The sequence below is a fragment of the Nodosilinea sp. LEGE 06152 genome, assembly GCF_015207525.1.
GTDB lineage: Bacteria > Cyanobacteriota > Cyanobacteriia > Phormidesmidales > Phormidesmidaceae > Nodosilinea.
The window spans coordinates 1-23,313 of sequence record NZ_JADEWR010000036.1; the positions used below are offsets into that span (position 1 = coordinate 1).

21 protein-coding genes and 1 pseudogene are annotated in these 23,313 nt (G+C 57.7%); 17 read left to right on the top strand and 5 right to left on the bottom strand.

Annotated elements, in window-relative coordinates; all coding sequences use genetic code 11:
• The 5 genes from IQ265_RS27725 to IQ265_RS27745 all read left to right on the top strand — a co-directional run.
• A partial coding sequence (locus IQ265_RS27725) for an ATP-binding cassette domain-containing protein (protein WP_228038592.1) occupies window positions 1-792 on the top strand: 792 nt, incomplete at its 5' end.
• Window positions 793-936: 144 nt separating this feature from the next.
• A complete protein-coding gene (locus IQ265_RS27730) occupies window positions 937-1,464 on the top strand; it encodes a DM13 domain-containing protein (protein WP_194059680.1) in 528 nt (175 codons plus the stop codon).
• 336 nt (window positions 1,465-1,800) lie between these two features.
• Window positions 1,801-4,578 (top strand): NHLP bacteriocin export ABC transporter permease/ATPase subunit, encoded by a 2,778-nt coding sequence (locus IQ265_RS27735; RefSeq protein ID WP_228038593.1) that lies wholly within the window; start codon window positions 1,801-1,803, stop codon window positions 4,576-4,578.
• 2 nt (window positions 4,579-4,580) lie between these two features.
• Complete coding sequence (locus tag IQ265_RS27740; protein WP_194059681.1) at window positions 4,581-5,864, top strand: GAF domain-containing sensor histidine kinase; 1,284 nt, start codon at window positions 4,581-4,583, stop codon at window positions 5,862-5,864.
• On the top strand, window positions 5,854-6,510 hold the full coding sequence (locus IQ265_RS27745; protein WP_194059707.1) for a response regulator transcription factor: 657 nt from the start codon (window positions 5,854-5,856) through the stop codon (window positions 6,508-6,510). The genes IQ265_RS27740 and IQ265_RS27745 overlap by 11 nt, the downstream gene beginning before the upstream one ends.
• Before the next feature lie 435 nt (window positions 6,511-6,945).
• Here IQ265_RS27745 and IQ265_RS27750 read toward each other — a convergent pair whose 3' ends face one another.
• Window positions 6,946-8,142 carry a hypothetical protein gene (locus IQ265_RS27750; protein WP_194059682.1) on the bottom strand — a complete coding sequence of 399 codons (1,197 nt, stop codon included), beginning with the start codon at window positions 8,140-8,142 and terminating at the stop codon, window positions 6,946-6,948.
• Between the two features lie 417 nt (window positions 8,143-8,559).
• Here IQ265_RS27750 and IQ265_RS27755 point away from each other — a divergent pair, with 417 nt between their 5' ends.
• The 6 genes from IQ265_RS27755 (at window position 8,560) to IQ265_RS27780 (ending at window position 13,344) form a co-directional block, all read left to right on the top strand.
• Complete coding sequence (locus IQ265_RS27755; RefSeq protein ID WP_194059683.1) at window positions 8,560-8,889, top strand: hypothetical protein; 330 nt, start codon at window positions 8,560-8,562, stop codon at window positions 8,887-8,889.
• 120 nt (window positions 8,890-9,009) lie between these two features.
• Window positions 9,010-9,537 carry a thioredoxin domain-containing protein gene (locus IQ265_RS27760; RefSeq protein ID WP_228038594.1) on the top strand — a complete coding sequence of 176 codons (528 nt, stop codon included), beginning with the start codon at window positions 9,010-9,012 and terminating at the stop codon, window positions 9,535-9,537.
• A gap of 75 nt (window positions 9,538-9,612) precedes the next feature.
• The gene (locus IQ265_RS27765; RefSeq protein ID WP_194059685.1) at window positions 9,613-10,080 is read left to right on the top strand and encodes a histidine kinase dimerization/phospho-acceptor domain-containing protein; all 468 of its coding nucleotides are present in this window, start codon (window positions 9,613-9,615) and stop codon (window positions 10,078-10,080) included.
• A gap of 88 nt (window positions 10,081-10,168) precedes the next feature.
• On the top strand, window positions 10,169-10,492 hold the full coding sequence (locus IQ265_RS27770; RefSeq protein ID WP_194059686.1) for a hypothetical protein: 324 nt from the start codon (window positions 10,169-10,171) through the stop codon (window positions 10,490-10,492).
• A 67-nt stretch (window positions 10,493-10,559) separates the two neighbouring features.
• Window positions 10,560-11,918: an AAA-like domain-containing protein gene (locus IQ265_RS27775; protein ID WP_194059688.1), complete on the top strand. Its 1,359-nt coding sequence runs from the start codon at window positions 10,560-10,562 to the stop codon at window positions 11,916-11,918.
• Window positions 11,911-13,344, top strand: a complete 1,434-nt coding sequence (locus IQ265_RS27780) for an AAA-like domain-containing protein (protein WP_194059690.1) — start codon at window positions 11,911-11,913, stop codon at window positions 13,342-13,344. The genes IQ265_RS27775 and IQ265_RS27780 overlap by 8 nt, the downstream gene beginning before the upstream one ends.
• A 507-nt stretch (window positions 13,345-13,851) precedes the next feature.
• Here the strand turns inward: IQ265_RS27780 and IQ265_RS27785 are convergent.
• Window positions 13,852-14,232 carry a hypothetical protein gene (locus IQ265_RS27785; protein ID WP_194059692.1) on the bottom strand — a complete coding sequence of 127 codons (381 nt, stop codon included), beginning with the start codon at window positions 14,230-14,232 and terminating at the stop codon, window positions 13,852-13,854.
• Window positions 14,233-14,583: 351 nt separating this feature from the next.
• Here IQ265_RS27785 and IQ265_RS27790 point away from each other — a divergent pair, with 351 nt between their 5' ends.
• The 5 genes from IQ265_RS27790 to IQ265_RS27810 all read left to right on the top strand — a co-directional run bounded on the left by IQ265_RS27790 (window position 14,584) and on the right by IQ265_RS27810 (window position 18,382).
• Window positions 14,584-15,273 (top strand): response regulator transcription factor, encoded by a 690-nt coding sequence (locus IQ265_RS27790; protein WP_194059694.1) that lies wholly within the window; start codon window positions 14,584-14,586, stop codon window positions 15,271-15,273.
• Window positions 15,273-16,553 (top strand): ATP-binding protein, encoded by a 1,281-nt coding sequence (locus IQ265_RS27795; RefSeq protein WP_194059696.1) that lies wholly within the window; start codon window positions 15,273-15,275, stop codon window positions 16,551-16,553. Before IQ265_RS27790 ends, IQ265_RS27795 begins: the two co-directional genes overlap by 1 nt.
• A gap of 187 nt (window positions 16,554-16,740) precedes the next feature.
• Entirely contained in the window at window positions 16,741-17,073 is a 333-nt protein-coding gene (locus tag IQ265_RS27800; protein ID WP_194059698.1) for a NirD/YgiW/YdeI family stress tolerance protein, read from the top strand.
• A 108-nt stretch (window positions 17,074-17,181) separates the two neighbouring features.
• Window positions 17,182-17,556: a hypothetical protein gene (locus IQ265_RS27805; RefSeq protein WP_194059700.1), complete on the top strand. Its 375-nt coding sequence runs from the start codon at window positions 17,182-17,184 to the stop codon at window positions 17,554-17,556.
• Between the two features lie 112 nt (window positions 17,557-17,668).
• The gene (locus IQ265_RS27810) at window positions 17,669-18,382 is read left to right on the top strand and encodes a phosphatase PAP2 family protein (protein ID WP_194059701.1); all 714 of its coding nucleotides are present in this window, start codon (window positions 17,669-17,671) and stop codon (window positions 18,380-18,382) included.
• Here the strand turns inward: IQ265_RS27810 and IQ265_RS27815 are convergent.
• Together IQ265_RS27815 and IQ265_RS27820 are read right to left on the bottom strand one after the other, a co-directional pair.
• Window positions 18,337-18,672, bottom strand: coding sequence for a tyrosine-type recombinase/integrase (locus tag IQ265_RS27815; RefSeq protein ID WP_347405030.1), 336 nt, complete (start codon window positions 18,670-18,672; stop codon window positions 18,337-18,339). The two genes, IQ265_RS27810 and IQ265_RS27815, sit on opposite strands and share 46 nt — an antisense overlap.
• A gap of 83 nt (window positions 18,673-18,755) precedes the next feature.
• Window positions 18,756-20,459 carry a hypothetical protein gene (locus IQ265_RS27820; protein ID WP_194059705.1) on the bottom strand — a complete coding sequence of 568 codons (1,704 nt, stop codon included), beginning with the start codon at window positions 20,457-20,459 and terminating at the stop codon, window positions 18,756-18,758.
• Between the two features lie 834 nt (window positions 20,460-21,293).
• Between IQ265_RS27820 and IQ265_RS27825 the strand changes: the two genes are divergently transcribed.
• Window positions 21,294-22,331: a hypothetical protein gene (locus IQ265_RS27825; RefSeq protein WP_194059350.1), complete on the top strand. Its 1,038-nt coding sequence runs from the start codon at window positions 21,294-21,296 to the stop codon at window positions 22,329-22,331.
• A 278-nt stretch (window positions 22,332-22,609) separates the two neighbouring features.
• Here the strand turns inward: IQ265_RS27825 and IQ265_RS27830 are convergent.
• Window positions 22,610-23,313 (bottom strand): annotated as a pseudogene (locus tag IQ265_RS27830) (hypothetical protein); the annotation flags it as partial.

The following is a 23,313-nucleotide window of genomic DNA, read 5'->3' on the forward strand; positions in this document are numbered from 1 at the left end:
CCTCGCCCACGCACCCACGCACCCACCCTCCCACCCTCCCACCTCCCCACGCTCCCACCCCATCGCCTCACCGGCACCATCACCCTCCACGATCTTGCCTTCGGCTACCATCCCCTCGAACCACCGCTAATTGAAGGGTTAAACCTGACCATTCAACCCGGCCAGCGGGTGGCCTTGGTCGGCGGCAGCGGCTCGGGCAAATCGACGGTGGCCAAGGTCATTGCCGGGCTGTACGAGCCGCGGGCTGGAGAAATTCGCTTTGACGGCCTGGCCCGCACCCAGATTCCGCGAGCGGTGCTGACCAACTCCATCGCCGTGGTGGAGCAGGATATTTTGATTTTCGAAGGCTCGATTCGCGACAATCTCACCCTGTGGGATACGACCATACCCGAGGTCGATCTGCGCCGCGCCGCCCAGGATGCCGCCATTGAGGAAACCATTTTGGCCCTACCCTACGGCTACAGCGCCTCGCTGCTCGAAGGCGCTGCCAACCTCAGCGGCGGTCAGCGCCAGCGGCTTGAGATCGCCCGCGCCCTGGTCGGCAACCCGTCCATTTTGATTTTGGATGAGGCCACCAGCGCCCTGGATACCGAAACCGAGCAGGCGATCGACCAAAACCTGCGGCGACGCGGCTGCACCTGCGTCATTGTGGCCCACCGCCTCAGCACCATCCGCGACTGCGACGAAATTTTGGTACTAGAGCGCGGCCAGGTGGTCCAGCGCGGCACCCACGATAGCCTCTGGGCCGAGGGCGGGCTGTACCGGCAGCTAATTCAGAGTGAGGGGGGATGAGACAGCCACGGTGGAAGGTTGGTGACGGTGGTGGATGGGGTCCACCTCACAGCTGACCATTCAGCATTGTCTTTAAACGTTCTCAGGGTTGTCTCAGACGGGGTTTTTATAGTAGCTGCAACGTCTTGTTCGTCTGAGGTTGTAATGCAATTAAAGCGGTTTCTATTATTAGGATTTTCCGTTGTTTTATTGGCGGCTTGTGGACCGGGTCAACCTGAGGTAGCTGAGGATAGCTCAACGGCTGAGACTGCGATCGCTACCTCTGAAGAAAGCACCAGTACTCCAGAGCCAGAAGCAGCGACCAGTGCAGCTGAGCCAAGTGTTATTAAATCGGGCAGTTTTGTTTCTGGGGAGCATGAAACCTCTGGAGGAGCCCGAATTATTGATGACGGTGGTCAATTTGTTTTGGAGTTAGATGAAACGTTTCAAACCTCCTCAATGGGGCCTGATTTAGTCGTGGTTCTGCATCGCTCAGACGATGTAATTAGCTCAACAGAACCCCCGGCTTTTCCGCTACAGGAGAGCGACTATGTTGTTTTGGCAGAGCTTGAATCCTTCAGCGGCATCCAACGTTATGCCATTCCTGCAGATATTAATCTAGACGACTATCAGTCGGCGGCCATTTGGTGCCGTCGCTTCAATGCCACCTTCGGAGCCGCAACGCTCCAATAACGGCGGCGGTAGGACACTGCAGCACAACGTTCTGACGTGGTATCGGCGCATTGTGTAGTGCGACCTTGATACGGGGCTGCCCCAAGCGATTTAACTGCGAACCTACCCATCCACCCATCCACCCATCTACCCATCCACCCATCCACKCCYCAYSCWCNCYMGCWMWMYCCCNTSCTNNMMAYCANCCAKSYATNCCMCSTCGCNCMATSANSGSKMRYSAGNCCGYWGCYRMWSRCYRRCWSANASMCANWTCKGNKCAGRKMWRGRCGGSANMSAGTNNYGRYCWWYSMGGTGCNNCGATNACNASCKGMMANWSCCGGCGGCGAGCGGCGATTTTTGTTTACTGTTGAGGCCGGGGAAGCTCTGTTTGAGGCCGACCTTTGTCCGCACACTGGCCTGGGCCTAATGGCCGTCGCCGTAGAACCGGCCGAGATTGCGCCCCTACCCCTGAGCGAAACCGACGACACCGGTTGCTCCACTCCACTCCTAAAAGATCTAAAAGATCTAGTTGATCCCTGGATTCACCATTGGGGCACCATCGATGGCTTTCCCAGAACCGCCCAGACGGGTCAGGTGCCCGAAACTCACTACATTTCGCTCACCCGGGGCCAGGTCTGTCGACCCGACCAGCAGGTGCTGTGGATTCGCATGCAGCAGGGTACCGCCACCTGGATGGGCAACCCCGCCTTTCCGATTACCGCTGAGCTGGGCTGCTTTCCCCTCGGTAAAGGCACCTATATGCAGGCCCAGGACCACATCGAGTTTTTTGCCCGCCCCACCGCTGAGGTCAAGACCCGCAAAGTCTTGATTCGTGGCCTGGCGCAGCTGCATCGCTACTGCTTTAGCACCCTAGAGCAGGTTGATGCTCGCCACCAGCGGCTGGGCTTAAAGCGGTTTCAGCAGCGGCAGCAGCTCAACCAGATGGTGACTCAAAACGTCGTTCACAGCCTGGCCGGGGTTCTAGACGGCGATGCGGTTGACTCCACCGAATCTCCGCTGCTGGCCGCCGCCGGGGCCGTCGGCAAAACCCTGGGAGTCAGCATTCAACCCCCGGCCCCCTCAGAGCACACGGGCCGCCACCAAGAGCCCCTAGATGCGATCGCCCGCGCCTCCCAACTTCGCCTTCGCCGCGTCTTGCTGCGGGGCCAGTGGTGGACCCAGGACAGTGGCCCCCTGGTTGCCTACACCCGCCAAGACCGCATCCCCGTCGCCCTGCTCCCCCTGTCCGGCAGCCGCTACCAACTCTACGCCCCCACCGGCCTTCCCCTCAGCCTGCTCTCACCCACCCACCCACCTACCCGCCCACCCGCCCACCCGCCCACCCACACCCCCCTCACCCCCGACCTAGCCCGCCACCTCGACCCCGTCGCCTTCGTCTTCTACCGCCCCCTCCCCACGGGAGACCTCAGCGCCCTGTCGCTGCTGCGCTTTGCCTTTCGCGGTCAGGAGCGCGACTGGCTCATGATTGGCCTGACGGGCGTTGCCGCCACGCTGATTGGCATGGTGGTGCCCCAGGCCACGGCGGTGCTGGTCGATACGGTGGTGCCCTACGGCGATCGCGCTCTGCTCTGGCAAATTGGGCTGGGCCTGCTGGCGGCGGCCTTTGGCGCAGCGAGCTTTCAGCTGGCGCAGGCGATCGCCACCCTGCGGGTCGAGACTGGAGCCGACGCCCACCTGCAGGCCGCCGTCTGGGATCGCCTGCTAAAGCTCAAGACCAGCTTTTTTCGGCAGTACCCCACGGGCGACCTGGCCTCGCGGGTGTCGAGCATCAGCGCCATTCGCCGCAAGCTCAGCGGCTCGGCGTTGCAGGGGCTATTTGCCGGAGTCTTTTCGCTGCTGAATCTGGGCCTGCTGATTTATTACAGCCCAACGCTGGCGGCGGTGGCGGTGGGGGTGGGCCTGGTGGTGATGGCCGTTACGGTGGCCTCGGGCCTGGTGCTGGTGCGGCGCTACCGACCGCTGCTCGAACTTCAGGGGCAGCTCTACGGGCTGGTGGTGCAGCTGATCAACGGCATGGCCAAGCTGCGCATGGCCGGGGCCGAGGAGCGGGCCTTTGCCGCCTGGGGTCAGCGCTACGGCCAGCAGCTGCGCCTCACCCTCAGCACCCAGCAGCTCGAGGATGGGGTGGCGGTGTTCAACACCGTGCTGCCGGTTCTGACTACGGTGATTCTGTTCTGGCTGAGCAGCCAGATGCTGGGCAGCGAAGAGGCGAACCTTTCCACCGGCACATTTCTGGCCTTTTCGGTGGCCTTTGGCACCTTTATCGCCGGAGCCACCAGCCTCAGCGATACCCTGGTCAACTTGCTGGATATTGTGCCGCTGTGGCAGCGGGCCAGCCCCATCTTGCTGGCCGAGCCCGAGGTAACGTTGACCAAGGCCGATCCGGGTCAGCTGACCGGGGCGCTGTCGATCGATCGCGCCACCTTTCGCTACAGCGACGAGGGGCCGGTGATTCTTGACGACGTTAGTTTTGCGGCCCAGCCGGGGGAGTTCATTGCCCTGGTGGGGCCGTCGGGCTCAGGTAAATCGACTGCCATGCGCCTGCTGCTGGGGTTTGATACGCCCCAGGCGGGCGGCATCTACTACGATGGTCAGGCCTTGGCAGGGCTGGATGTGGTGGCGGTGCGCCGCCAGTGCGGCGTGGTGCTGCAAACCAGCCGCCTCAGCGCCGGATCTATTTTTGAGAACTTGGCTGGGGGGGCGCTAATTTCCCTCGACGACGCCTGGGCTGCCGCCGAACAGGCCGGGCTGGCCGCCGATCTGCGGGCCATGCCGATGCAGATGCACACGGTGGTCAGCGAAGGGGGCAGCAACCTGTCGGGGGGCCAGCGCCAGCGCCTGCTGATCGCCCGCGCCCTGGCGGTGAAGCCCAAAATCATGCTGATGGATGAGGCTACCAGCGCCCTGGATAACCGCACCCAGGCGATCGTCACCGACAGCCTGAACCAGCTCAAGGTGACGCGGGTGGTAATTGCCCACCGCCTCAGCACTATTCGCCACGCCGATCGCATTTATGTACTAGAAACGGGTCGCCTGGTACAGCAGGGCAGTTTTGAGCAGCTGGCGGGGCAGCCCGGCCTGTTTAGCCAGCTGATTAAACGTCAAATGACTTGACCATGTGGAATACCAGCCTGCTCAACGCTCTACAGCATGTGCGCAACGCCTTTAGCCCTACTCAGCCCGCAACTGTGACCCAAAAGCCAACCGTGGATTTGGCCCAGGCCAACCAGGTCTTGCAGGCCTCCCTTAGCAAGCTGGCCAACGAGCCCGACCTAAAGAATTTTTTGGGCCATCTGCTGATGGTCTGCACCGATCGCTTTATGGCCTCAGAAGCGGGGCTCTGGCGCTACGAAAACGGACTGTTTTGCCTGTTTGTCTCCTACGAAGATGGTGAGATTAAGCACGAGGGGTCGATCGCCCACCCCGGCGCAACGATGGCGATCGCCCGCAAAATTCGCAACCAGGACGTGCTCACCCGACTCCGCAAGCGGGAAATTATCAGCGACTACCCCGAAGACTTTGCTACCCAGCCCGTGTACGAGCACTTTCGCGACTACTTTGAGCAGCGGGGCATTCAGGCGGCGCTCAAAATTCCGCTATTTTTGGGCGACGATCTGCGGGGCATTCTGGTGATGCGGTTTCAGTATCGACGGGTGTTTATGCCCGAAGAAGCTGAGCTGGCCTTTGCCCTGGGCAACCAGGCGGTGCTGGCCCTGGAGCTCACCCGCCTGGCCGAGGTAGCCCAGTCGGCGGCCATCATGGAAGAGCGCAACCGCATGGCCCGCGACATTCACGACACCCTGGCCCAGCTCTTTACCAGCATTTTGATGCGCCTGCAGACGGCCTCGCTGGCGCTGGCTGAGCCCGCTGGCTCGCTGGCCGACGCCCAGGCCAATATTGAGCGAGCCTGCGACCTGGCCCGCGAAGGGCTGAGCGACACCCGGCGATCGGTGCAGGCCCTGCGCCCCCCCGCCCTGATGAATCGCACCCTGGCCGAAGCCCTGGCCGACTACCTACAGCGCATGACTGAGGGCACCGCCGTCACGCCCCGGTTTCGTGTCACGGGCGACCCCTTTGCCCTACCTGAAGCCACCGAACTGGAGCTGTTTCGCATTGCCCAGGAGGCGGTGAACAACAGCTGCAAACACGCCCAGGCCCGTACCCTGTCGGTGCAGCTCACCTACCAACCTACGGCCCTGCGCCTGCTAGTGGGGGATGACGGCACTGGCTTTACCCTGACGCCGTCTACGGCCCTGAAAGGGTTTGGCTTAATTAGCATGCAGCAGCGGGCCGAGCGGATCGGCGGCTATTTGACAATTTGCAGCGACCACAATCAGGGCACTCAAATTCGCGTTCTATTGAACTTAACTGGAGGGCAAACCCGTGGTGATGCCGTCTGAAAACCCAGGCCAGGGCCAGCGATCGCAGACCCCGATCCGCGTACTGATTGCCGACGACCACCCCGCCCTGCGGGAGGGGCTATCGGCCCTGCTAGAGCGCCAGACCGATTTGCAAGTCGTGGCGATGGCCGCTGATGGTCAGGCAGCTGTGGCCCAAGTGCGCACCCACCAGCCCGACGTGATTTTGATGGATCTACGGATGCCCTGCCTGGAGGGGGCCGACGCTGTGGCCATGATCTGCAACGAGTGGCCCGAGGCCCGCATCATCATTCTCACCACTTACGACGGCGACGAAGATATCTATCGCGCTCTGCGGGCCGGGGCCAAGGGCTATTTGCTCAAGGATGCGCCCTGCGAGGAGCTGTTTACCGCCATTCGCCAGGTGCACGGCGGGCAAAAATATATCATGTCGCAGGTGGCCCAAAAGCTGACCGATCGCTTTCAAAGCTCAGAGCTAACCGATCGCGAGCTAGAGGTGCTGCAGCTGCTGGTGCAGGGCAACACCAACCGCGACATCAGCGAGGCGCTCTGCGTGGCCGAGGGTACGGTGAAGTTTCACATTCGCAACATTTTAGATAAGCTCGGCGCGGGCGATCGCACCCAGGCCGTTACCATTGCCCTCAAGCGCGGGCTGGCCCGGCTGTAGCAATCGACGAGACCCTCGACAGGCTGGTTGTATTAAGCCGAAACAAAGGCTTTTGTGCCTAGCAAAAAACTTGCCGCTTCAGTTTTAAAAACTGCTATTAGCTCCCAAACTCCCTTTAGCAAAAGGAGCTTGGGAGCTAATGGTGGGTAATTCAATTATCCACCGCTCTTACAGTCGAATATCTCAACTTATACCAAATCCTGTCTGTATACCCCCGATTTGTAGGGGCATTGCAGTGCAATGCTCCCTACGAGGTACCGATTACGAATTGGGGTTGTGTGACTCGGATTTGCTCTATAAATAGCCATCCCTAGCCCCTTTGGGGCGGCTGAGTGCCCAGCACTCGCTTCGCGAACACCAACGACTTCGCTCAGGGATCGGCTATCGCTGTTTTTATCGTTGGGGGTGCCGCGCTAGCGGCATGGACGATTGGTATTAATTCGAGAGGATCGGATGGGCAATTACCGGGCAGTTGATCGTTGCTTGGGTGGGGCGCAAGCCAAATAGCCAGGGGTTGCCAGGCCCCTCGGGGTTGATCACCGCATCGGTGACTAGGCCGCTGGCGATCAGGCCTTGCAGATCTTCGAGCGAGGTGATGCGGCGCACCTTATTTTCGGCGATCGCCTGCTCCGTCCACATGCTCACGTGGGCATCCCACAGGGGGCTGTAATTATTGTCGGGCTGAGGGTTGTCGTTGTCGGGGCCGTAGGGAAACACGTTGATCGGGTCGATGCCGTTGTTGGCCAGCGACGCCACAAACCCCTGGTGCTGCCCGGTGCTGGTATCGCTAATGCCGTTGAGCACGGGCGAAAAGCCTAGCAGCGCCGAGGCGTCAGAGGGCAGCGATTTGCCAAAGGCCGGAATCTCCGCTAGCTTGGGGGCAAACACCCCTTTTTCCAACACCGAGGGCACGTCTGCTGATACATCTGTCACCAGGTGATAAAAGTACTGCCGCCCACCCTGGAAGCCGTCCAAAATTGACATTGTGACGGTTCTTTTTTCCAAATCAACAGCCTCCAGGCGATCGTGACTGCCCGAGGCATTGTGGACGATCTGAGCATTGAGCACTACACCGCTGGGCATCACGGCCATGGAAGAATACTGGGCATCGGCGATCGCCCCAGGAGTTGCCACCGCTGGCGGAAACGGATTGGGAGAACCGGGTTCAACCCGATATTCTGGCGAAAAATCAATGTTGCCTTGGAACTGCAAAATGCCCTGCCTGAGGGTCACCGGTTGAGCACCCGCCGTGCCAATCACATGCTTCATTTTGGGCGCATAGTTAATGCCTAGGGTCTTGGCCACATCAAAATCAGAGGCCTCCGTCAAAATGTAATAAACCGACTCACCCTGGGGAGAAAGCCCTCGATATAGGGGCAAAGTTACCGTAGCGCTGCCCAGGGTAAAATCCACCGCCAGCGCACTTTTTACATACACATTATCGCTGGGCTTGAAAGCGACGGCGGTGCGTTCAGAATAGGCTGGTCGCCCCGATTCTTGAGCGGCGGCGGTGAGAATAGCGTTTGCCTCAGCTAGTCCACTAGGTCCAGTGGCAACGCTAGTCAATGCGATCGACAAGACCACGGCAAGTAGAAAACCCACCAAAAAAATGGCTTTTTTACGTAGATTCATGGGGGTGAAGTTTCCTCTTTTTCTGAATAGGGGACTCGCCCCTACTCTACAAAGCCCGCCATCGCTAGTTGCTATACCCTAGACGGGTTATCCCTCCCGACTCTTAACAAGGGTTTGACCTGTCCCAATGGATAGGTTACTGGCGATAAAAAAGTATTTTTGTGCCGCTTTAGGTGTCTAGCCAAGTCTTTACACTCAGCTCTTGCACCTTGGCAGCGAGGGCTCATCCTGACCTTTTGGCTAGGTCTATAGCTACCCCCAGGGATAGCGGCAATCTTAGTCTTACGAGATGCGACGGTCGTCGCCTCACCCCCTACAGTTACGGATAACTTCTCACCGTAGAAAAGAGTAAACCGCATGAAGCTTAACCTATTTTTAACTCAAAGTGCGTTCTTTCTTCAGGGTAGATCGACGGCCATGGCCATTCTTCTCACCACGGGCTTGCTCTCTATGGCCGCCGTTAACCCCGCCCGCGCTCAAGAAACCAATGCCACCGGTCTAACCGGCCCTCAGCAAGTCGCCTTTGTGCAAGAGCATCGGGGTCAGTTTGGCGGCGGCGACCAGCTCCGCCGCTTCTTTTTTGGCGATCTAGAACCGATCTCGGTGCAGCCCGGTGGCGCGGGCATGGTGGTGAACCTCTATAACAAAGCCACCGACACCACCTTTGCCTACTGCGCCACCTTTGATGTCGTCGTTGCCGTAGGTACTGGGCGCGTTATGGCCTTCCCCGACGGTGACGTGCGTTAACAGAGAATCATTTTGCTGGGTGCTGGTTGAGATCGGTAGAGCTTTGCCCGCCCTACAAGCCTTTCAGGAATTTAAAAAGGTTTGAGTCAGTAGCATTCAACCTCGTTTCTCCCTGCCATGATGCACCCTGTACCTGAGCTTACCCAGCCCGTTAGCGCCCGCGACCACCTGTGGGGGCCGCTCACCGCTCGTCTGACCTTAGTGCAGTATGGCGGCTACCAGTGCCCCAACTGCGGCTCGGCCTATCCACTGATGATGAACTTGTTAGAGCGCCTGGGCGATCAGATGTGCTTTGTATTTCGGCATTTTCCCCGTAGCGAGGTCTACCCCCATGCCCAGCACGCCGCCGAAGCTGCCGAAGCCAGCGCCAGTCAGGGCAAATTTTGGCCCATGCACCACCATCTATACACTCACCAGCAGGCCCTGGGCAGCGGCTACCTGGTCGAGTACGCCGTCGATTTAGGGCTAGATGTGGGGCAGTTCTTGCGGGAGGTGACGGGCGATCGCTTCGTCAGTCGCATCCAGGCCGACATCGCCAGCGGTCGCGCCAGCGGTGTGATCGATACCCCCACCTTTTTTATCAACGGCCAGCGCTACCACGGTGCCTTCACCCAAACCGCAATTTGGGATGCCCTCTCTATTCTCTAAATACCCCACGGTCAAAATTCAGGATAGACACCCAGGGCTGCCCTTCCCGCCCCATCACCCCCTACTCCCCATCCCATGCCCAACCAACCCTACTCACCCGCTCATCCACGCCCCTACCCTGCCCTTTCCTCACGCCCCCATTTCCCTCCCCTCCAGGCCCCCACCCTTGGCCCACCCTCTGAACATCATGGCCCGCCCACCTCGCCGCCCATTGCCCACAGCCCGCAATATCTGCTCCACCTGGCAGAAATTGGCGAAAACACCGCTGCCCTAGTGCATGACATGCGCAGCCCACTTACCGTCATCATCAACGGTCTGCGGCTTTGCCAGCGTATGCCCCTGCCCCAAATTGCTGGCCAGCGGTTAACCCTAGCCCTGGAGGAGGCCGAGCGGCTGAATCGTATGGTCAACGATGTAATCGGCTTTGCCCGCAGCGCCCACCCCGCTAAGGCCCAATGGCCACTGCCAGAGCAGCGGGTCTATCCCACCCGCTATGGGATAGAGAGTCCAATGATGACCTCCTGCGGCGATCGCCCCGAGTAGTCGCCCCAAGTCGCCTGCCCCAAGCCGCCTGCCCCAAGTCGCCTGCTCCGAGCCACCAGCCCCATTGCCCCATCCCTAAAGTTTTGCTATGGCCCATTCCACCCTGCCCTCCCCTTCGACCCGCCGTGCAGACCAGGCTGGCCAAGACTCTCCAGCGGTCCTGGGCCTAAGCCATCGTCTGCTGCTGACCACCCTGGCGGCGATTACGCCGCTGCTGGTGCTAGTCAACAGCCTCGACAGCATTCGCAGCACCACCTGGATGGTTATCCCTCTTCAGGCGGCCTTTGCCATCCGTCAGCCAGCCCACTCCGGCCTCGACTACCTGGGCATCCATGCTCGGTTGCTGTGGGCCTACGCGCCGCCGGGGAGCATGGCCCAGGCCGGCCGCTGCATCCCCCTCACCAATCCCTAACGACTTCTCCACCGAGGTTTCTCTGGGCCGGTTCGCTATGATAGCGCCAGTGTCTTTACCCCCTGCTATGCGCGCCGACGAAGCTCTAGCCTTGCTAGATCAACTGCTGCCAGGCCGCACCTTCAGCAACCTGCAAGAGACTGTTTTTAGCCAAGTCTGGGAGGGCAAAACCTATGCAGAAATTGCCGAAAGCTGTGGCTACGACCACAGCTACATTCGCGACGTGGGGTTTCGACTGTGGCAGGCCTTGTCTGAGTCGCTCAACCAAAAGGTCTCTAAAAGCAATATTCGGGCTGTGCTAGAGCGCCATGCCCGTAGCCAAAGCAACCCTGCAACGACCCTGGCTAACCTCTCCGAGGCTAACCCGCCGCCAGCTTGGGAGCTGCCCAATGGGCCAGTGCCGCTACAGTCAAAGTTTTACATCGAGCGTCCCCCCCTGGAGTCTCAAGCTAAGGCAGAACTGCTCAAACCGGGCAGCCTAATTCGCCTCAAGGCTCCCCGTCAGATGGGTAAAACCTCGCTGCTGCTGCGGCTGGTGGCCCAGGGCCAGGCCAACCACATGCGCTGCGTCACCCTGAGTCTGCACCGGGCCGATCGCCAGATTTTTGCCGATCTAGACCTGTTTTTACGCTGGTTTTGCGCCAACGTTAGCTATCAGCTGGGTCTAGAGCCTGACCTGGAGCGCCGTTGGCACAGGGATATTGGCAGCAAAGTCAGCTGCACTGCCTACTTCGAAGACTATGTCTTGCCCCAGGCTGAGACCCCGCTGCTGATTGCCCTAGATGAAGTCAACGAGTTGTTTCAGTACCCAAGAATTTCAGCGGAGTTTTTGCCGCTGCTGCGATCGTGGTACGAAGATGCCCGCGAAATGGAGGTCTGGGGCCGCGTGCGCTGGATTCTCTCTCACGCTACTGAGGTGTATGTGCCGCTGCAGCTGCACCAGTCGCCCTTTAACGTGGGGCTGCCCCTGCGGCTGCCGTCCTTTACCCTGGCCCAGGTGCAAGACTTAGCCTGGTGCCACCAGTTGCCCTGGGCTGTAGGGAGTGGCGGTGCTCAGCGGCTAGAGTCACTGCTGCAGGTGGTGAGCTGTCGGCCTGGGCTGGTGCGGCTGGCGCTCTACGCCCTGGCCCAGGGCGGGCTTAGCCTAGAACAGCTGATCGAAGAAGCCCCCACCCAATCGGGTATTTACAGTGATCACCTGCGGGAATTGCTGGCCGCTCTGTACCCTCACCCGGAGTTGCAGGTGGCCTTTCGCCACGTGATTGAGTCGGCGGAGCCTGTAACCCTGGAGCCGATCGCCGCCTACCGACTCGAAAGCCTGGGCCTAGTTACCCTAAGCAAAAACCTGGCTACCCCCAGTTGTGAACTCTATCGGCAGTATTTTTTGGCATTTTTGCCCCCTTCCCTGAGTTCGACCTATGGTTGAGTACCGGGTGGGGGGCAGCCTCGCCGCCGATGATCCTACTTATATAGAGCGAGAGGCTGATCGCACCCTCTACGAAGCGCTGATTAATGGCGAGCTGTGCTACGTGCTGACCTCGCGGCAGATGGGCAAGTCGAGCCTGCGAGTGCGCACTAGCCAGCGACTAGAGGCCGAAGGTATGGGGCGCTGTGCGGCGATCGATCTCACCCGCATTGGGAGTCAGCAGATTACCCCTGAGCAGTGGTACCTGGGTCTAGCCTTTGACCTGCGGCGCAGGTTTCACTTGGCCGAGGGGGGTGACTTGCCGACTTGGTGGCAGGGGCTAGGGCCGTTGCCGCCCGTACAAAAACTGAGCCATTGGATCGAAACCGTCCTACTCGTCACCCAGCCCAACCAGCCCCTGTTCATTTTTTTAGACGAAATCGACAGCGTCAAGGGGCTGAGCTTTGGGGTAGGGGATTTTTTTGGGCTGGTGCGCTTTTGCTACAACCAGCGGGCTGAGCACCCCCCCTACCGCCGACTCAACTGGGCCTTGTTTGGGGTGGCTACCCCCCACGACCTGGTGGCGGAGGCGCACCAAACACCGTTTAACATTGGTCGGGCGATTTCCCTGGCGGGGTTTACGCCAGCTGAGGCTACTCCCTTGGCGGCGGGGTTGGTGGGTTTGGCGGAGCGACCCGAGCAGGTGCTGGCGGCGGTGCTGCACTGGACTGGGGGACAGCCCTTTTTGACCCAAAAACTCTGCGGGCTAATTCAGATAGCCCATCGGGACAACACGCTGGTGGCTGGGGTCGAGGGAGCGCGGGTCGAGGCCTTGGTGCGATCGCACCTCCTGCACCATTGGGAAGTCCAGGATGACCCCGAACACCTGCGCACCATTCGCGATCGCCTCCTGGCCGACAAGCTGCGATCGGGCCGTTTGCTCAGCCTGTACCAGCGGATTCTGACTGTCGGTACTGTTCCTGCTGACGGCAGTCCAGATCAGGCTGAGCTGAAGCTGTCGGGTATTGCGATCGCCTACAACGGTCACCTCCAAATCGCCAACTTGATCTACGCCGAAGTCTTCAACCTCGCTTGGGTCAACCAGTGCCTCGCTCAGCAGCGACCCTACGCGGTCATGCTGCAAGCCTGGGTCGCCTCTAAGGGTCAAGATGATTCGCGTCTGCTCATGGGGCAGGCCTTGCAAGATGCCCTGCAGTGGGCGGCTCACAAAAGCCTTAGTGATCTCGACTACCGCTACCTTTCTGCCAGCCAAGAGTGGGATGTCAAAATGGTGCGCTTGGAGCTAGAAGCTAAAAATCAGGCTAACCGCATGCTAGCCGCAGCCCAGCGCAAGGCCAATCAAACTATCTGGTTTAGCTACCTTAGCCTAGGGGCCTGCCTAGCCATTTCCCTTGTGGCGCTGCTAATTAGTCTACTCAGACCCTGAGGCGATTTTTTCATGGGATATCTAACTCGGCAGGGCTAAAAATGCTCTGAGAATTTGACAAATTGTCAGCAAATCGCTCTTCATCAACTCTGGGCAGAAATATAGGTGATACTACATCCGACTCACAAGTTGTGGTCACCGCCGCTAGCGTTCCTGAGAGAACTGGAGGCCAACAGACACTGCAAAAGCCCCATCGGATGGGTGAACCGGCGAGCCTATCTGGTCTGGGTCGACGGCGGCTACAGCGGTTCCAACTTTCTGCAACGGGCAAGGGATGCCTTGGGGCAGTGTAGGAAAAAACATCAGCACTAGATACTAGACAAGACTGCGGGTATGGGCCAATTCTAAAAATTGCTGGTTCGTTTTTGAAGGTTTGCTATAAGAACTCTACGAAAGCGAATAAAAAAAGAATTCGAAATGGCCGAAGCAGGTTAAATCATCCGGTTTTAGTGCATTAACATTTCCTTTCGTATAGCAGATATAAATCAACTTCCTGCTTAAAACCGATTAATTAATGCGGTAGCGTATCAAGCGACGAACCTGCTCAGACGTAATGCTTAAATCCTCCGCGATCGCATTTTCCACCTCAGCATAATCTGCCAGCGGATACTCAAACTCCATTTCCTGTAGGGAAGAGCCCCCCGTTTGCACCGTCACTTCCGTGACTTGAGAATTGCGATCGATTTCTGCATCAATGGACAGCACCCGCACCGCAAAAGCAACGCTAACCGCCTCGGCTCCGGTGGTATCAATCTGGGCCACATCGAAATCACTCTGACCTAACACTCGCCCGGTTAGCCAACCGCTACCCGCCCAAAACACCGCCCCCATCAGCACCATCGGCAGGCCAAAGCCCAGGCTGAGTTTGAGCGCGCGTCTCACTTGCATAGCGTTACCCCCCTATACCGAATGTCACTGAACTAAGGCCAGTGGGCACTGCCCACCCCACAGTAGAGCAAGGCTTTTGGCATTTACCCTACCGATACCAAATCCTATTGGGTTACACCCGGTTTGTAGGGGCATTGCAGTGCAATGCCCCTACGAGATCCCTGTTTTGAATCAGGGTTTCTCAATGCGGATTTCGTACGGTCTGATCTCAAACCACCCCTGCAGGACTATTGCAACGCCTCATACCCATCCACCCATCCACCCATTCCCCTGCCCACCCATCTACCCATCTACCCACAAAGAAACCCTATAAGGTGAGTATACGTTCGCCTCCAGGGGATCTCACCCACCATGAAAGTTCTCTTAGTCGAGGATGATCCGGCTCAGCTGAAGCCGCTCCAGCAGGCGTTGATCAAAGCCGGGCATGGGGTTGATGCGGTACTGGATGGCGATGTTGCTCAGGGACTGATGGGCGATCGCGCCTACGACCTGCTGGTGCTCGACTGGATGCTGCCCCGCACCAGCGGGTTAGAGCTGTGCCAGCACTACAGACAGTCTGGCAAAACGGCTCCGGTTCTGTTTTTGACCGCAAAAGACACCATTCTCGATAAAGTGGCTGGACTCAACGCCGGAGCAGATGATTATTTGGTTAAGCCTGTGAACCTGATGGAGTTTTTGGCGCGAGTGCGGGCGCTGGGGCGGCGATCGCCCCTGTGGCTAGGCGATCGGCTCTCCCTGGGAGACTTAGCCCTAGACTTAAGTACCCTGCAGCTACAGCGCCAGGATGCGATCGTGCAGCTTTCAGGACGCGAGTTTCAGCTGATGGAATACCTGCTGCGCCACCCCCGCCAGGTGCTGACCCGCGACCAGATCGAGCAGGCCCTCTGGGAATGGGACATGCAGCCCGAAAGCAAGGCCGTCGCCATTCTGGTGCATCGATTGCGGCAGCGCCTCCAAACCTTGGGCGCAGAAGACTGGTTGCAGACCGTCTACGGCATGGGCTATCGCCTGACCCCTTCCGAAACGGAGCCCCAGTCTTAATGTTTGAGCAGAGCCGCTTAAACCTGGCCCGGTGGTTTACCCTCTCCATGGGCAGCATTCTGGTGGTGTTTGCCGGGGTGCTGTACCTGTGGGAAGCGCGGGGACGCCTCTACTTCTTCGACCAGGCTCTGTACAACAGCAGTCAGGTAATCGCCTCCGGGGTTGAAGAAGTTACCTACGGTAACCAACGCCGCATTGACCTGGAAGACGCGCCCATCCTGGGTAGCGACGCCATCAAGCTCGACACCAACATTATCTTTGCCCGCTGGTACACCCCAGAAAAAGCCCTGCTGCAGTTTATGGGAGACATCCCCGCCCCCACCCTGGATGCTGAATTGGGGTTTCAGACCCTTCACGATCACGGGTCTGTCTCCGCAAACAATCTGCGTCAGTTGACGTTGCCTGTCTATCGGGATGGGCAAATGCTGGGCTACCTGCAGGTGGCGGCATCCCTGAACCCGGTAACCCTTCCCCTACAGCAACTGCGCCTGTTTTTAGGACTCGGCCTGCCCGTTGCCCTGGCTACCATTGCCTTTGCGGGTTGGCTACTGGGGGGTAGAGCCACGCAGCCAATTCGCCTGGCCTACCAGCAGCTACAGCAGTTCACTGCCGATGCCTCCCATGAGCTGCGGGCACCTCTGGCGGCGATTATTAGCAACGCCCAGCTGGGCCTGATGAAACCAACCTCCCCGGCAGAACAGGCCGACTGCTTGAAAACCATTTCCGAAGCGGGGGAGTCTATGAGCACCCTGGTAGGGCATCTGCTGTTTCTGGCGCGGCATCAGGGTCAGCTACCCCCAGAGGCCTTTCAGCCGACAGATATGGTGGTTCTGCTGGCCTCCATTGCAGCAGACTATACCTCCAGCATAGCTGCGCAGGAACTCCACTTTGAGGTCTCCCTACCCGAAGGAACGGCCCTGGTGCAGGGAGAACCGGGACTGCTGCGTCAGGCGATCGCCAATCTACTGGACAATGCCTGCCGCTATACCCCAGCAGGAGGCTCCATTCGGTTAATCGGCCAGCTCCAACCGCGCTGGGTTTGCATTCGGGTAGAAGATTCGGGTAGCGGCATTCCTGCCGAAAACCTGCCCCACATCTTTGAACGGTTCTACCGGGTTGATAAAGAACGCTCTCGGCAGGCGGGAGGTGTCGGCCTGGGCCTGGCGATCTCACGCCAGATTGTCGAGCTGCATGGCGGGCAAATCAAAGCCACCAGCCAGATGCAGCAGGGGTCACAGTTCCAGATTCGGCTACCATTGGCAACTCCTATGCCCGATTGAAACCTTCATGTTACTTTTGCACTGCAGCATGGAGGATAACCAATCAACGATAGGCACGAACGCCGCTGAGGTCAGCCTTTTCAGAGTGCTGAACCTTTGGGTATTTCGCAAGGTGGGCAGAGCCCACAGCTCTGATTCTGCGGCGTTCGTGCTCTTCATGGTCACCCAGTCCTGGAGGTAATTCACCATGAAAACCGTATTAATCGGCGCGGGTATAGCAGCGGTTACTCTGACCGCCCTGGCCGTTCCCGGCATGAGCCAATCCACCATTCAAGACCTGCGTAGCGCCAACACCGTCACCCTCTCTGGGCAAGTGGTGCGCCTCACAGACGACGATGACTTCCTGCTAAATGATGGCACCGGACAGATTGAGGTCGAGGCAGAAACGGCCGCTATTCAAGAGTCGAATCTCGCTGTAGGCACAACTGTCACCGTGACCGGCTATTACGACGAAGACGAATTTGAAGCCCTGACGTTGACTCCCGCCGGTGGCGAAACCACCACCATTGTGGACGACTAGCTAGTCAAGAGTTTGCCGCAAAGTCCCCTCCCAGGAGGGAACATCTGCCGTTCCGCCCTTTGGTACACCAAACCTGAACTAAGCATTGCCCTATACCTTCCACTGACTATGGTCCGCGTTTTAGTGACTGCCAACCGGCTTCGCCTGGCTGCCTTACTAGAAAAAGGGCTGCAGCTCCAGGGCTGGACCACTTCTTTTGCAATCAACTACAGCGCTGTCATTGATGCTATTGGGCAAGTTCATACTGATTTGGTACTGGTCGATGCTGACTTCTTTCAAGCCGATACTTCATCCCTAGTGTCAATCATTCAGCAGCGACAACTTCCCCTGATTCTCCTCGCGGAGGACTATCAGGTCGGCAACCACGATCTGCGCACATTTGCACCCCCAGAAAATATTTTCATCAAGCCTTTCTCCACTCGTTATTTGATCACCGTCTTGAAGCAAAAGCTCTCTTTGGGTGGATGCTCCTTTATCCATTAACAGTGGGAAGGTAATCGCATATATTTCAGGATCCTTAACCTGATTAAGCAGCTCATTTAGGTATCGGCAAGCCCCCCTAGGATCTGACTACGTTGCCTGGAGCAATCCACTGATGCAAGAAACCTTAAAAAAACTGGCCAGACTATGGATGCATGAGGTAAACCCCCGCCAAATGTCGTTTGTCACAACCGTTGGCGTCATCTGGCTCGGAGTTTGTCTGCTCTTGCTGTTCGGCTTGGCTAATTTAGCTGAAGAAGTGCTGGAACAGGAAGCCTTTGCCTTTGACGAAACTATTCTGCTCTGGATTAACCAATTTGCTAATCCAGTCATCGATCGGGTTATGTTGACCGTGACCCGGTTGGGAGATCCGCACATCGTGGTGCCTCTCACCTGCATTGGCGTGGTCTGGCTGTGGTGGCGCTGGCGCTGGCAGATTGCAGCCATCTTCGCCATTACCTGTATTGGTGGGGCGGTGCTGAGTACAAGCTTCAAGCTGCTTTTTGGAAAGGAACGGCCTGCGCTATGGTCACACTTGATCACCGAAACTTCCTACAGCTTTCCGAGTGGTCACGCCCTTGGCTCAATGGTGCTCTATGGTTTTTCGGCTTACCTACTGGTGCAACGGTTTCAATCACACAAGTGGTTGATTTACGGTATTGCCACTTTGCTGATTGGCAGTATTGGTTTCAGTCGCATTTATCTGGGTGTTCACTGGCCTACAGATGTAGTGGCAGGATACAGCATCGGTTTTCTGTGGCTCAGCATATGTATTGGCCTATTTCAGCTTGAGACCAAACGCTCAAAACGATCCATAAACTCCAGATAGTTTAAGCCCGCGATCGCCTTCTTCTGCTCAGGGCTCACCTCCAGATACCGCTGCAAACTGGCCAAGCTCCGGTAGTCGCTAATTTCCTGAATCACCCGCAGGGGCACACCCGCATTACTCAAATTCGTTAGCGCCGTGCGACTAAAGCTGTGGGTGCTAATCTCTAGCCCCTCCAGCCCAGCATAGGCCAGCGCCTGGCCGTTCGTGCTCATCGGATTCGTTTGCGCCTCCCTTCTGCGTCTCACGGCTAGAATAGCGAGACGAAGTTGACTCAGGAGCTGCACCGCCACTGTGCAAGAGCTGGGAGACAATCAGCCAAATGAGCCGTAAAATCCTGTGCCTTTACCCATACCCCTGCTGCTTGAATAAGAAGCTATTGGTTAGTGGGTGAGGAGTCCCGATTAGTCATCCCAACAGGCTCACCTGCATTGAGAGAATCAAGCACACGCAGGTGATAGAGCAGTAGCAACCGCTCATCTTCCGTCAGCTCAGACCAGCGTTTGCCCTCAAATCGGTCGGCAATGAACTGGCAAATCACCTCGCCAGACCACCCCAGGCTCCTAATCTCGTGCTGAATCTGCTCATGCAAAGCTGGGTCATAAACCGCAGGCTCGGCATCTTGTGGAAAAGCAGGGCCATCCCCCCGCACCCCCCTTTCCGGAGAAAAAGAGGTTCGATCCGACCCCAAATCACCGGCGCAGCGCGCCCAACTCTTCATATTTCTCTCCAAGGGGTGTAATTCTTTGACTTCAAAGGGTTCTAGCGATTTTGGGATCGCTTCAGAACTCGCCTCCTCAAGGGCTAGAAAGCCTGCTACTGGCTCTATTACACCCTCTCGGTGCTCGGGGTGCCAGAGGCTGAGGTGCTTGTAGAGGGTCTGCTGGCTGACTTTGGCCACTTGGGCGATCGCTTTGGCCCTGGCCGTAATCTGCTCAGGCAGCTCTCCAGCCTGCTCTAGCTCGGTGTAGGCGGTACGGATGCGGTGCTGGGCATCTTCAGACTGCCGTTGGTTGAAGGGCACCAGGGTGTTCTTGGGGTGGCGGGTGTCGCGGGTGGGGGTGCTGCCCAGGGGCCAGTAGTAGCCTTCGACGGCTCTGGCCCAGGCGGTGACTTTGCGCTCGATGTCGTGCTGGTGGCGGCAGTACTGCTCGTAGCCGGGGCAGTGGAGGGCGATGCGCAGGGTGTAGTCAATCAGGGATTGGCCCTCGTGGCCTTCAAAGACGCGGCCATAACAGGCGATGGTTTTGAGTAGGTGGTTGGTCTGGCCGTGGGCAGTCCAGCCTTCGGTGATTTCGAGGTCGAGGTCGTGTCGCCAACTGTCGACGGGGTGGTGGCGGCGCTTGGGTCGCTTGCGGTGGTTATCCCGGCCAAGTTTCATGGCATGACGCAGAGTGTCCATGTCCTGATGGCTGGCAGCGCCATCCCAGAGCCAGAAGAAGCGAGCCAGGCTGCTGCCGATGGGGTTGAGGGCATCGTCGAGCAGGCAGGAGCCGCTGCCAGGCTGTAGGGGCAGTCGGTGGCCCATGTATTCGATGAAGGTCTCAACGCCGTAGGCTTTGACGTTGGGGAAGATTTCAAGCTGCCCGGCCTGGAGCCGGAACCCCTGGGCTTTGAGGCATTCCTTGAGGGCAACGGCCAGGTTAAAGGTGTTGACCAGCTCGGCAAAGGGGAGGTAGAGGTGCAGGCCCCCGTTCCAGCTGGAGCGCAGCAGCAAGGTGCGGGTGATGCCGATGGTCTCTAGGGCAGCGCGAATCTGGGCGACGCCTTCGGCACTGCAGTAGTCGCCGCCAGCATCGAGGTCGAGCAGGGCGTAGCGGGTATCGTGGGTGAAGCGGACGCCGATCAGTTGGTTGGCATCTTGCCAGTGGTTCCACAGCACCCGGGGCCGCAGCGGATAGGTGCTGACGGTGGTCCAGGCGGCTTTGGTGGTGGCGTCATCCGGCAGGTCGGCGCGGATGAAGTTCCACGGGTAGTGGCCGAAGATTTCACACAGCCGCTGGCCGGTGGGGTCGGCGGGGAGGGGTTCGGAACGGAGAGCCTTATGCGACTCCTCGCCCCACCCAGTAGATGCGGTCATGGGGGCTTCTCTCCTAAAAAGAGCAATGGGTATTGCCCCGAGAGAGATCCGGTGTTACCATAGCCGCAAGTATTCGATAGCGGCGTAACTCAGGACTGGTTCTCTTGGGTTTTCGCTCTTTAAAGAGCCGGCGGCATTTGCTGCCGGTTCTTTTTGTGTATCAAGGGTCTGGTCAGGACGCTTAATACTGATCGAGGCTCAGACTGAATGGTTCAGTTCAGCTGAGCACTAGTCATTACTGAATGAGTCGTACTACCTCCTTCACATCCTGCGAGTTAGTTCAAACGTTCTCAGGCTGAAACACTGCCAAAGGTTAGCACTGAAAATCTTGATTCTCAACAGTCCTCTATAGGCCCATACGCCAGAGTTACAGGGCACTCATACGCCAAAGTTACAGGCGAAACCATACGCCAAAGTTACAGGTCAGAAAACGACCATACGCCAAAGTTACAGGCGAAACCATACGCCAAAGTTACAGGTTATCTCTGAAAAAGCTTGCTTCTGAGAGCTTTGGGAACAGTCTCGACCAAAAACCATACGCCAAAGTTACAGGCGAAACCATACGCCAAAGTTACAGGTCAGAAAACGACCATACGCCAAAGTTACAGGCGAAACCATACGCCAAAGTTACAGGCGGAGAGGCAAAAATCATACGCCAAAGTTACAGGTAGCTCAAAAAGCTTTGCCTACAAACGTTACAGAGTGTTTTTACCAGCGGTTCTTTCCCTAAAATGTGGCTCAATACCGTGCTTGAGAAGATGAGAATTCGCCGTGAGTACCCCTGAGACGCTAACAACTGAATCAGACACATTCCCGGTCGATGGGCAGCTGCTCATGGTGTTGCCACGGGCTGGAGCATCGGTAAAAAATCCAGATGTGCAGTTGCCTATTCTGCGGTCAGATGGCGACGGCTACTACCTTGAAATGCGCGTGGAGGCTGATTCGATAGACTCCACGGAAGTAGCCGTTACTCGCCGCGTCTCCCTTGAAGACTTAACTGTTGAAGAGTGGGAAGAGGTGCAGGCCCAATATGCCAGCCTGGACATTGAATCCTGTATTGGTATGGGGGTCAGTAAGGGGTTAGAGAAGATTCAAGACCGCCGCATCGAGCGATTGCTGGCCGCCCTGCTCACCTTCCTCAACCCGCGTCAGGTTTCCATCGTGCTGCATTTGTACCGTCTAGCGGCCCAACAGGAGCAGGGGCCGCTGGTGTCGTTCCGCTCTAATAATTTACTGGAGGCCTTAGGCTACACCAAAACCAGGGATGGGGGGTTTGCCTCGAAACTCAGATCTCAACTCCATCGAGACCTGGTGGCTCTGCACCGCACTGAACTGGTGTTTGCTCAGTCGCTTCGCAAGGGCGACAACCTGGGGGCTAAGGTCACCATCAAAAGCGTTCTGCGAATCAGGGATTATGAAATTGATAACGTGCCCCGAGACTTTGACCTGGCCAAAGCCGCCGACTACACGTATGAACTGGCCGATGCTTATACCATCTCCCTGGAGTTCTTTGACGGCCCGGCTCGGAACGGAGACTACGTACTCTTTGCCGATAGCCTCGATATCCGTCAGCGGTTAGGAGGTAGTGCCAAGCACGACTACAAGACCAAACTGCTCATCTACCTGGCTAGTCGGATGAAGTGGGATCGGCCTGAGGATGGTCAATACCTCAGTATTTCAAAGCGGTACCTATTTAAGAATCTGGACCTATTGGGCAGTAACATCTCTCGCAACAACCAAATTTTTTGGCGCACGGTGGAGGAGTTGAGCAATGAGGGTTACATCCTAGGAGCACGGGAGCTGCCAGGGAAAAAGAAGTTAGCAACGATTCAATTTCAGCTCAATCCGGAAAAGCTGAGGGCTGAGGGATAGGAAAATTTATCGGCGCGGAGGGGGCAGGATATGCGTTTGCCTAAAAACGATTGCTGGAGGCGATCGCAGAGATAGAGCAAGTTTGATAGCCTGCGCCCTTGCTCATTACCCGGTACCCGTCAACCCAGTTGAGCAATTACATTTAGAAATTTTGTGCTGGTCACGTCTCTTTATTGACCCCAAAGTAGCGAAGCTACAATTTGGGGCTATTTAGCTCCTTTGTATTATCTGAATAGCTGCGCGCGCAGGCAACTATTCAATCCACAGCTTTAATGCATTTAAGGCCATTGGGCACAAACCTCTCGCATCGCCTCGAGGCATAACATTAGCGTATTCTTCCCCCCCAATCGAGTGAGCGTGTCCGCAAAGTGTGGCAAACTGCGGAGGAAATCTTTACGGTCTTTATGCGCCAAGGTGTCCAATCCTTTCGCAAAGCCAGCCACATTAACTTGCAGTTCTTCTAATCGCGATAGAAAGCCTTGCCAGGCTGAAGCACTGTGGTAATTATCTTCAAACAGTCTTATTAAGTTGAAAGCATCTTGCAGCAGCTCCGGCGGCAGATGCTGCGCCAACTCACTCAGAGCAATGGCGCGGTTCGATTCAGAGCTAATCTGTCGCGTCATCTCCAGCAGCTCCAACAGCAGCTCCTCCGGCAGCTGTTTCGCCAGAACCCTGAGTACGTTGGCGCGATGCCATTCAGAGCCAATCTGTCGTGTTACCTCCAGCACTTCTGGTAAATGCTCCGGCAGCAGATGCCGCGCCAGCTCACGCAAGGCCCCAGCGCGGACTAATTCAGAATTAATCCGTTGTGTCACCTCCAGTGCCTCCGCCAGTAGCTGCGGCAGCTGTTTCGCCAGCTCACTCAAGGCCCTAGCGCGGTCCGATTCAGAGCTAATTTGTCGCGTCACTTCCAGCGCCTCCGGCAGCAGCTCCTCCGGCAGCTGTTTCGCCAGCTCACGCAGGGCCCTAGCGCGGTCCGATT

Coding starts and splice junctions, on each gene's coding strand:
- IQ265_RS27730 (WP_194059680.1), top strand. CDS start 937: ATGCAATTAAAGCGGTTTCTATTATTAGGATTTTCCGTTGTTTTATTG.
- IQ265_RS27740 (WP_194059681.1), top strand. CDS start 4,581: ATGTGGAATACCAGCCTGCTCAACGCTCTACAGCATGTGCGCAACGCC.
- IQ265_RS27745 (WP_194059707.1), top strand. CDS start 5,854: ATGCCGTCTGAAAACCCAGGCCAGGGCCAGCGATCGCAGACCCCGATC.
- IQ265_RS27750 (WP_194059682.1), bottom strand. CDS start 8,142: ATGAATCTACGTAAAAAAGCCATTTTTTTGGTGGGTTTTCTACTTGCC.
- IQ265_RS27755 (WP_194059683.1), top strand. CDS start 8,560: ATGGCCATTCTTCTCACCACGGGCTTGCTCTCTATGGCCGCCGTTAAC.
- IQ265_RS27760 (WP_228038594.1), top strand. CDS start 9,010: ATGCACCCTGTACCTGAGCTTACCCAGCCCGTTAGCGCCCGCGACCAC.
- IQ265_RS27765 (WP_194059685.1), top strand. CDS start 9,613: ATGCCCAACCAACCCTACTCACCCGCTCATCCACGCCCCTACCCTGCC.
- IQ265_RS27770 (WP_194059686.1), top strand. CDS start 10,169: ATGGCCCATTCCACCCTGCCCTCCCCTTCGACCCGCCGTGCAGACCAG.
- IQ265_RS27775 (WP_194059688.1), top strand. CDS start 10,560: ATGCGCGCCGACGAAGCTCTAGCCTTGCTAGATCAACTGCTGCCAGGC.
- IQ265_RS27780 (WP_194059690.1), top strand. CDS start 11,911: ATGGTTGAGTACCGGGTGGGGGGCAGCCTCGCCGCCGATGATCCTACT.
- IQ265_RS27785 (WP_194059692.1), bottom strand. CDS start 14,232: ATGCAAGTGAGACGCGCGCTCAAACTCAGCCTGGGCTTTGGCCTGCCG.
- IQ265_RS27790 (WP_194059694.1), top strand. CDS start 14,584: ATGAAAGTTCTCTTAGTCGAGGATGATCCGGCTCAGCTGAAGCCGCTC.
- IQ265_RS27795 (WP_194059696.1), top strand. CDS start 15,273: ATGTTTGAGCAGAGCCGCTTAAACCTGGCCCGGTGGTTTACCCTCTCC.
- IQ265_RS27800 (WP_194059698.1), top strand. CDS start 16,741: ATGAAAACCGTATTAATCGGCGCGGGTATAGCAGCGGTTACTCTGACC.
- IQ265_RS27805 (WP_194059700.1), top strand. CDS start 17,182: ATGGTCCGCGTTTTAGTGACTGCCAACCGGCTTCGCCTGGCTGCCTTA.
- IQ265_RS27810 (WP_194059701.1), top strand. CDS start 17,669: ATGCAAGAAACCTTAAAAAAACTGGCCAGACTATGGATGCATGAGGTA.
- IQ265_RS27820 (WP_194059705.1), bottom strand. CDS start 20,459: ATGACCGCATCTACTGGGTGGGGCGAGGAGTCGCATAAGGCTCTCCGT.
- IQ265_RS27825 (WP_194059350.1), top strand. CDS start 21,294: ATGGTGTTGCCACGGGCTGGAGCATCGGTAAAAAATCCAGATGTGCAG.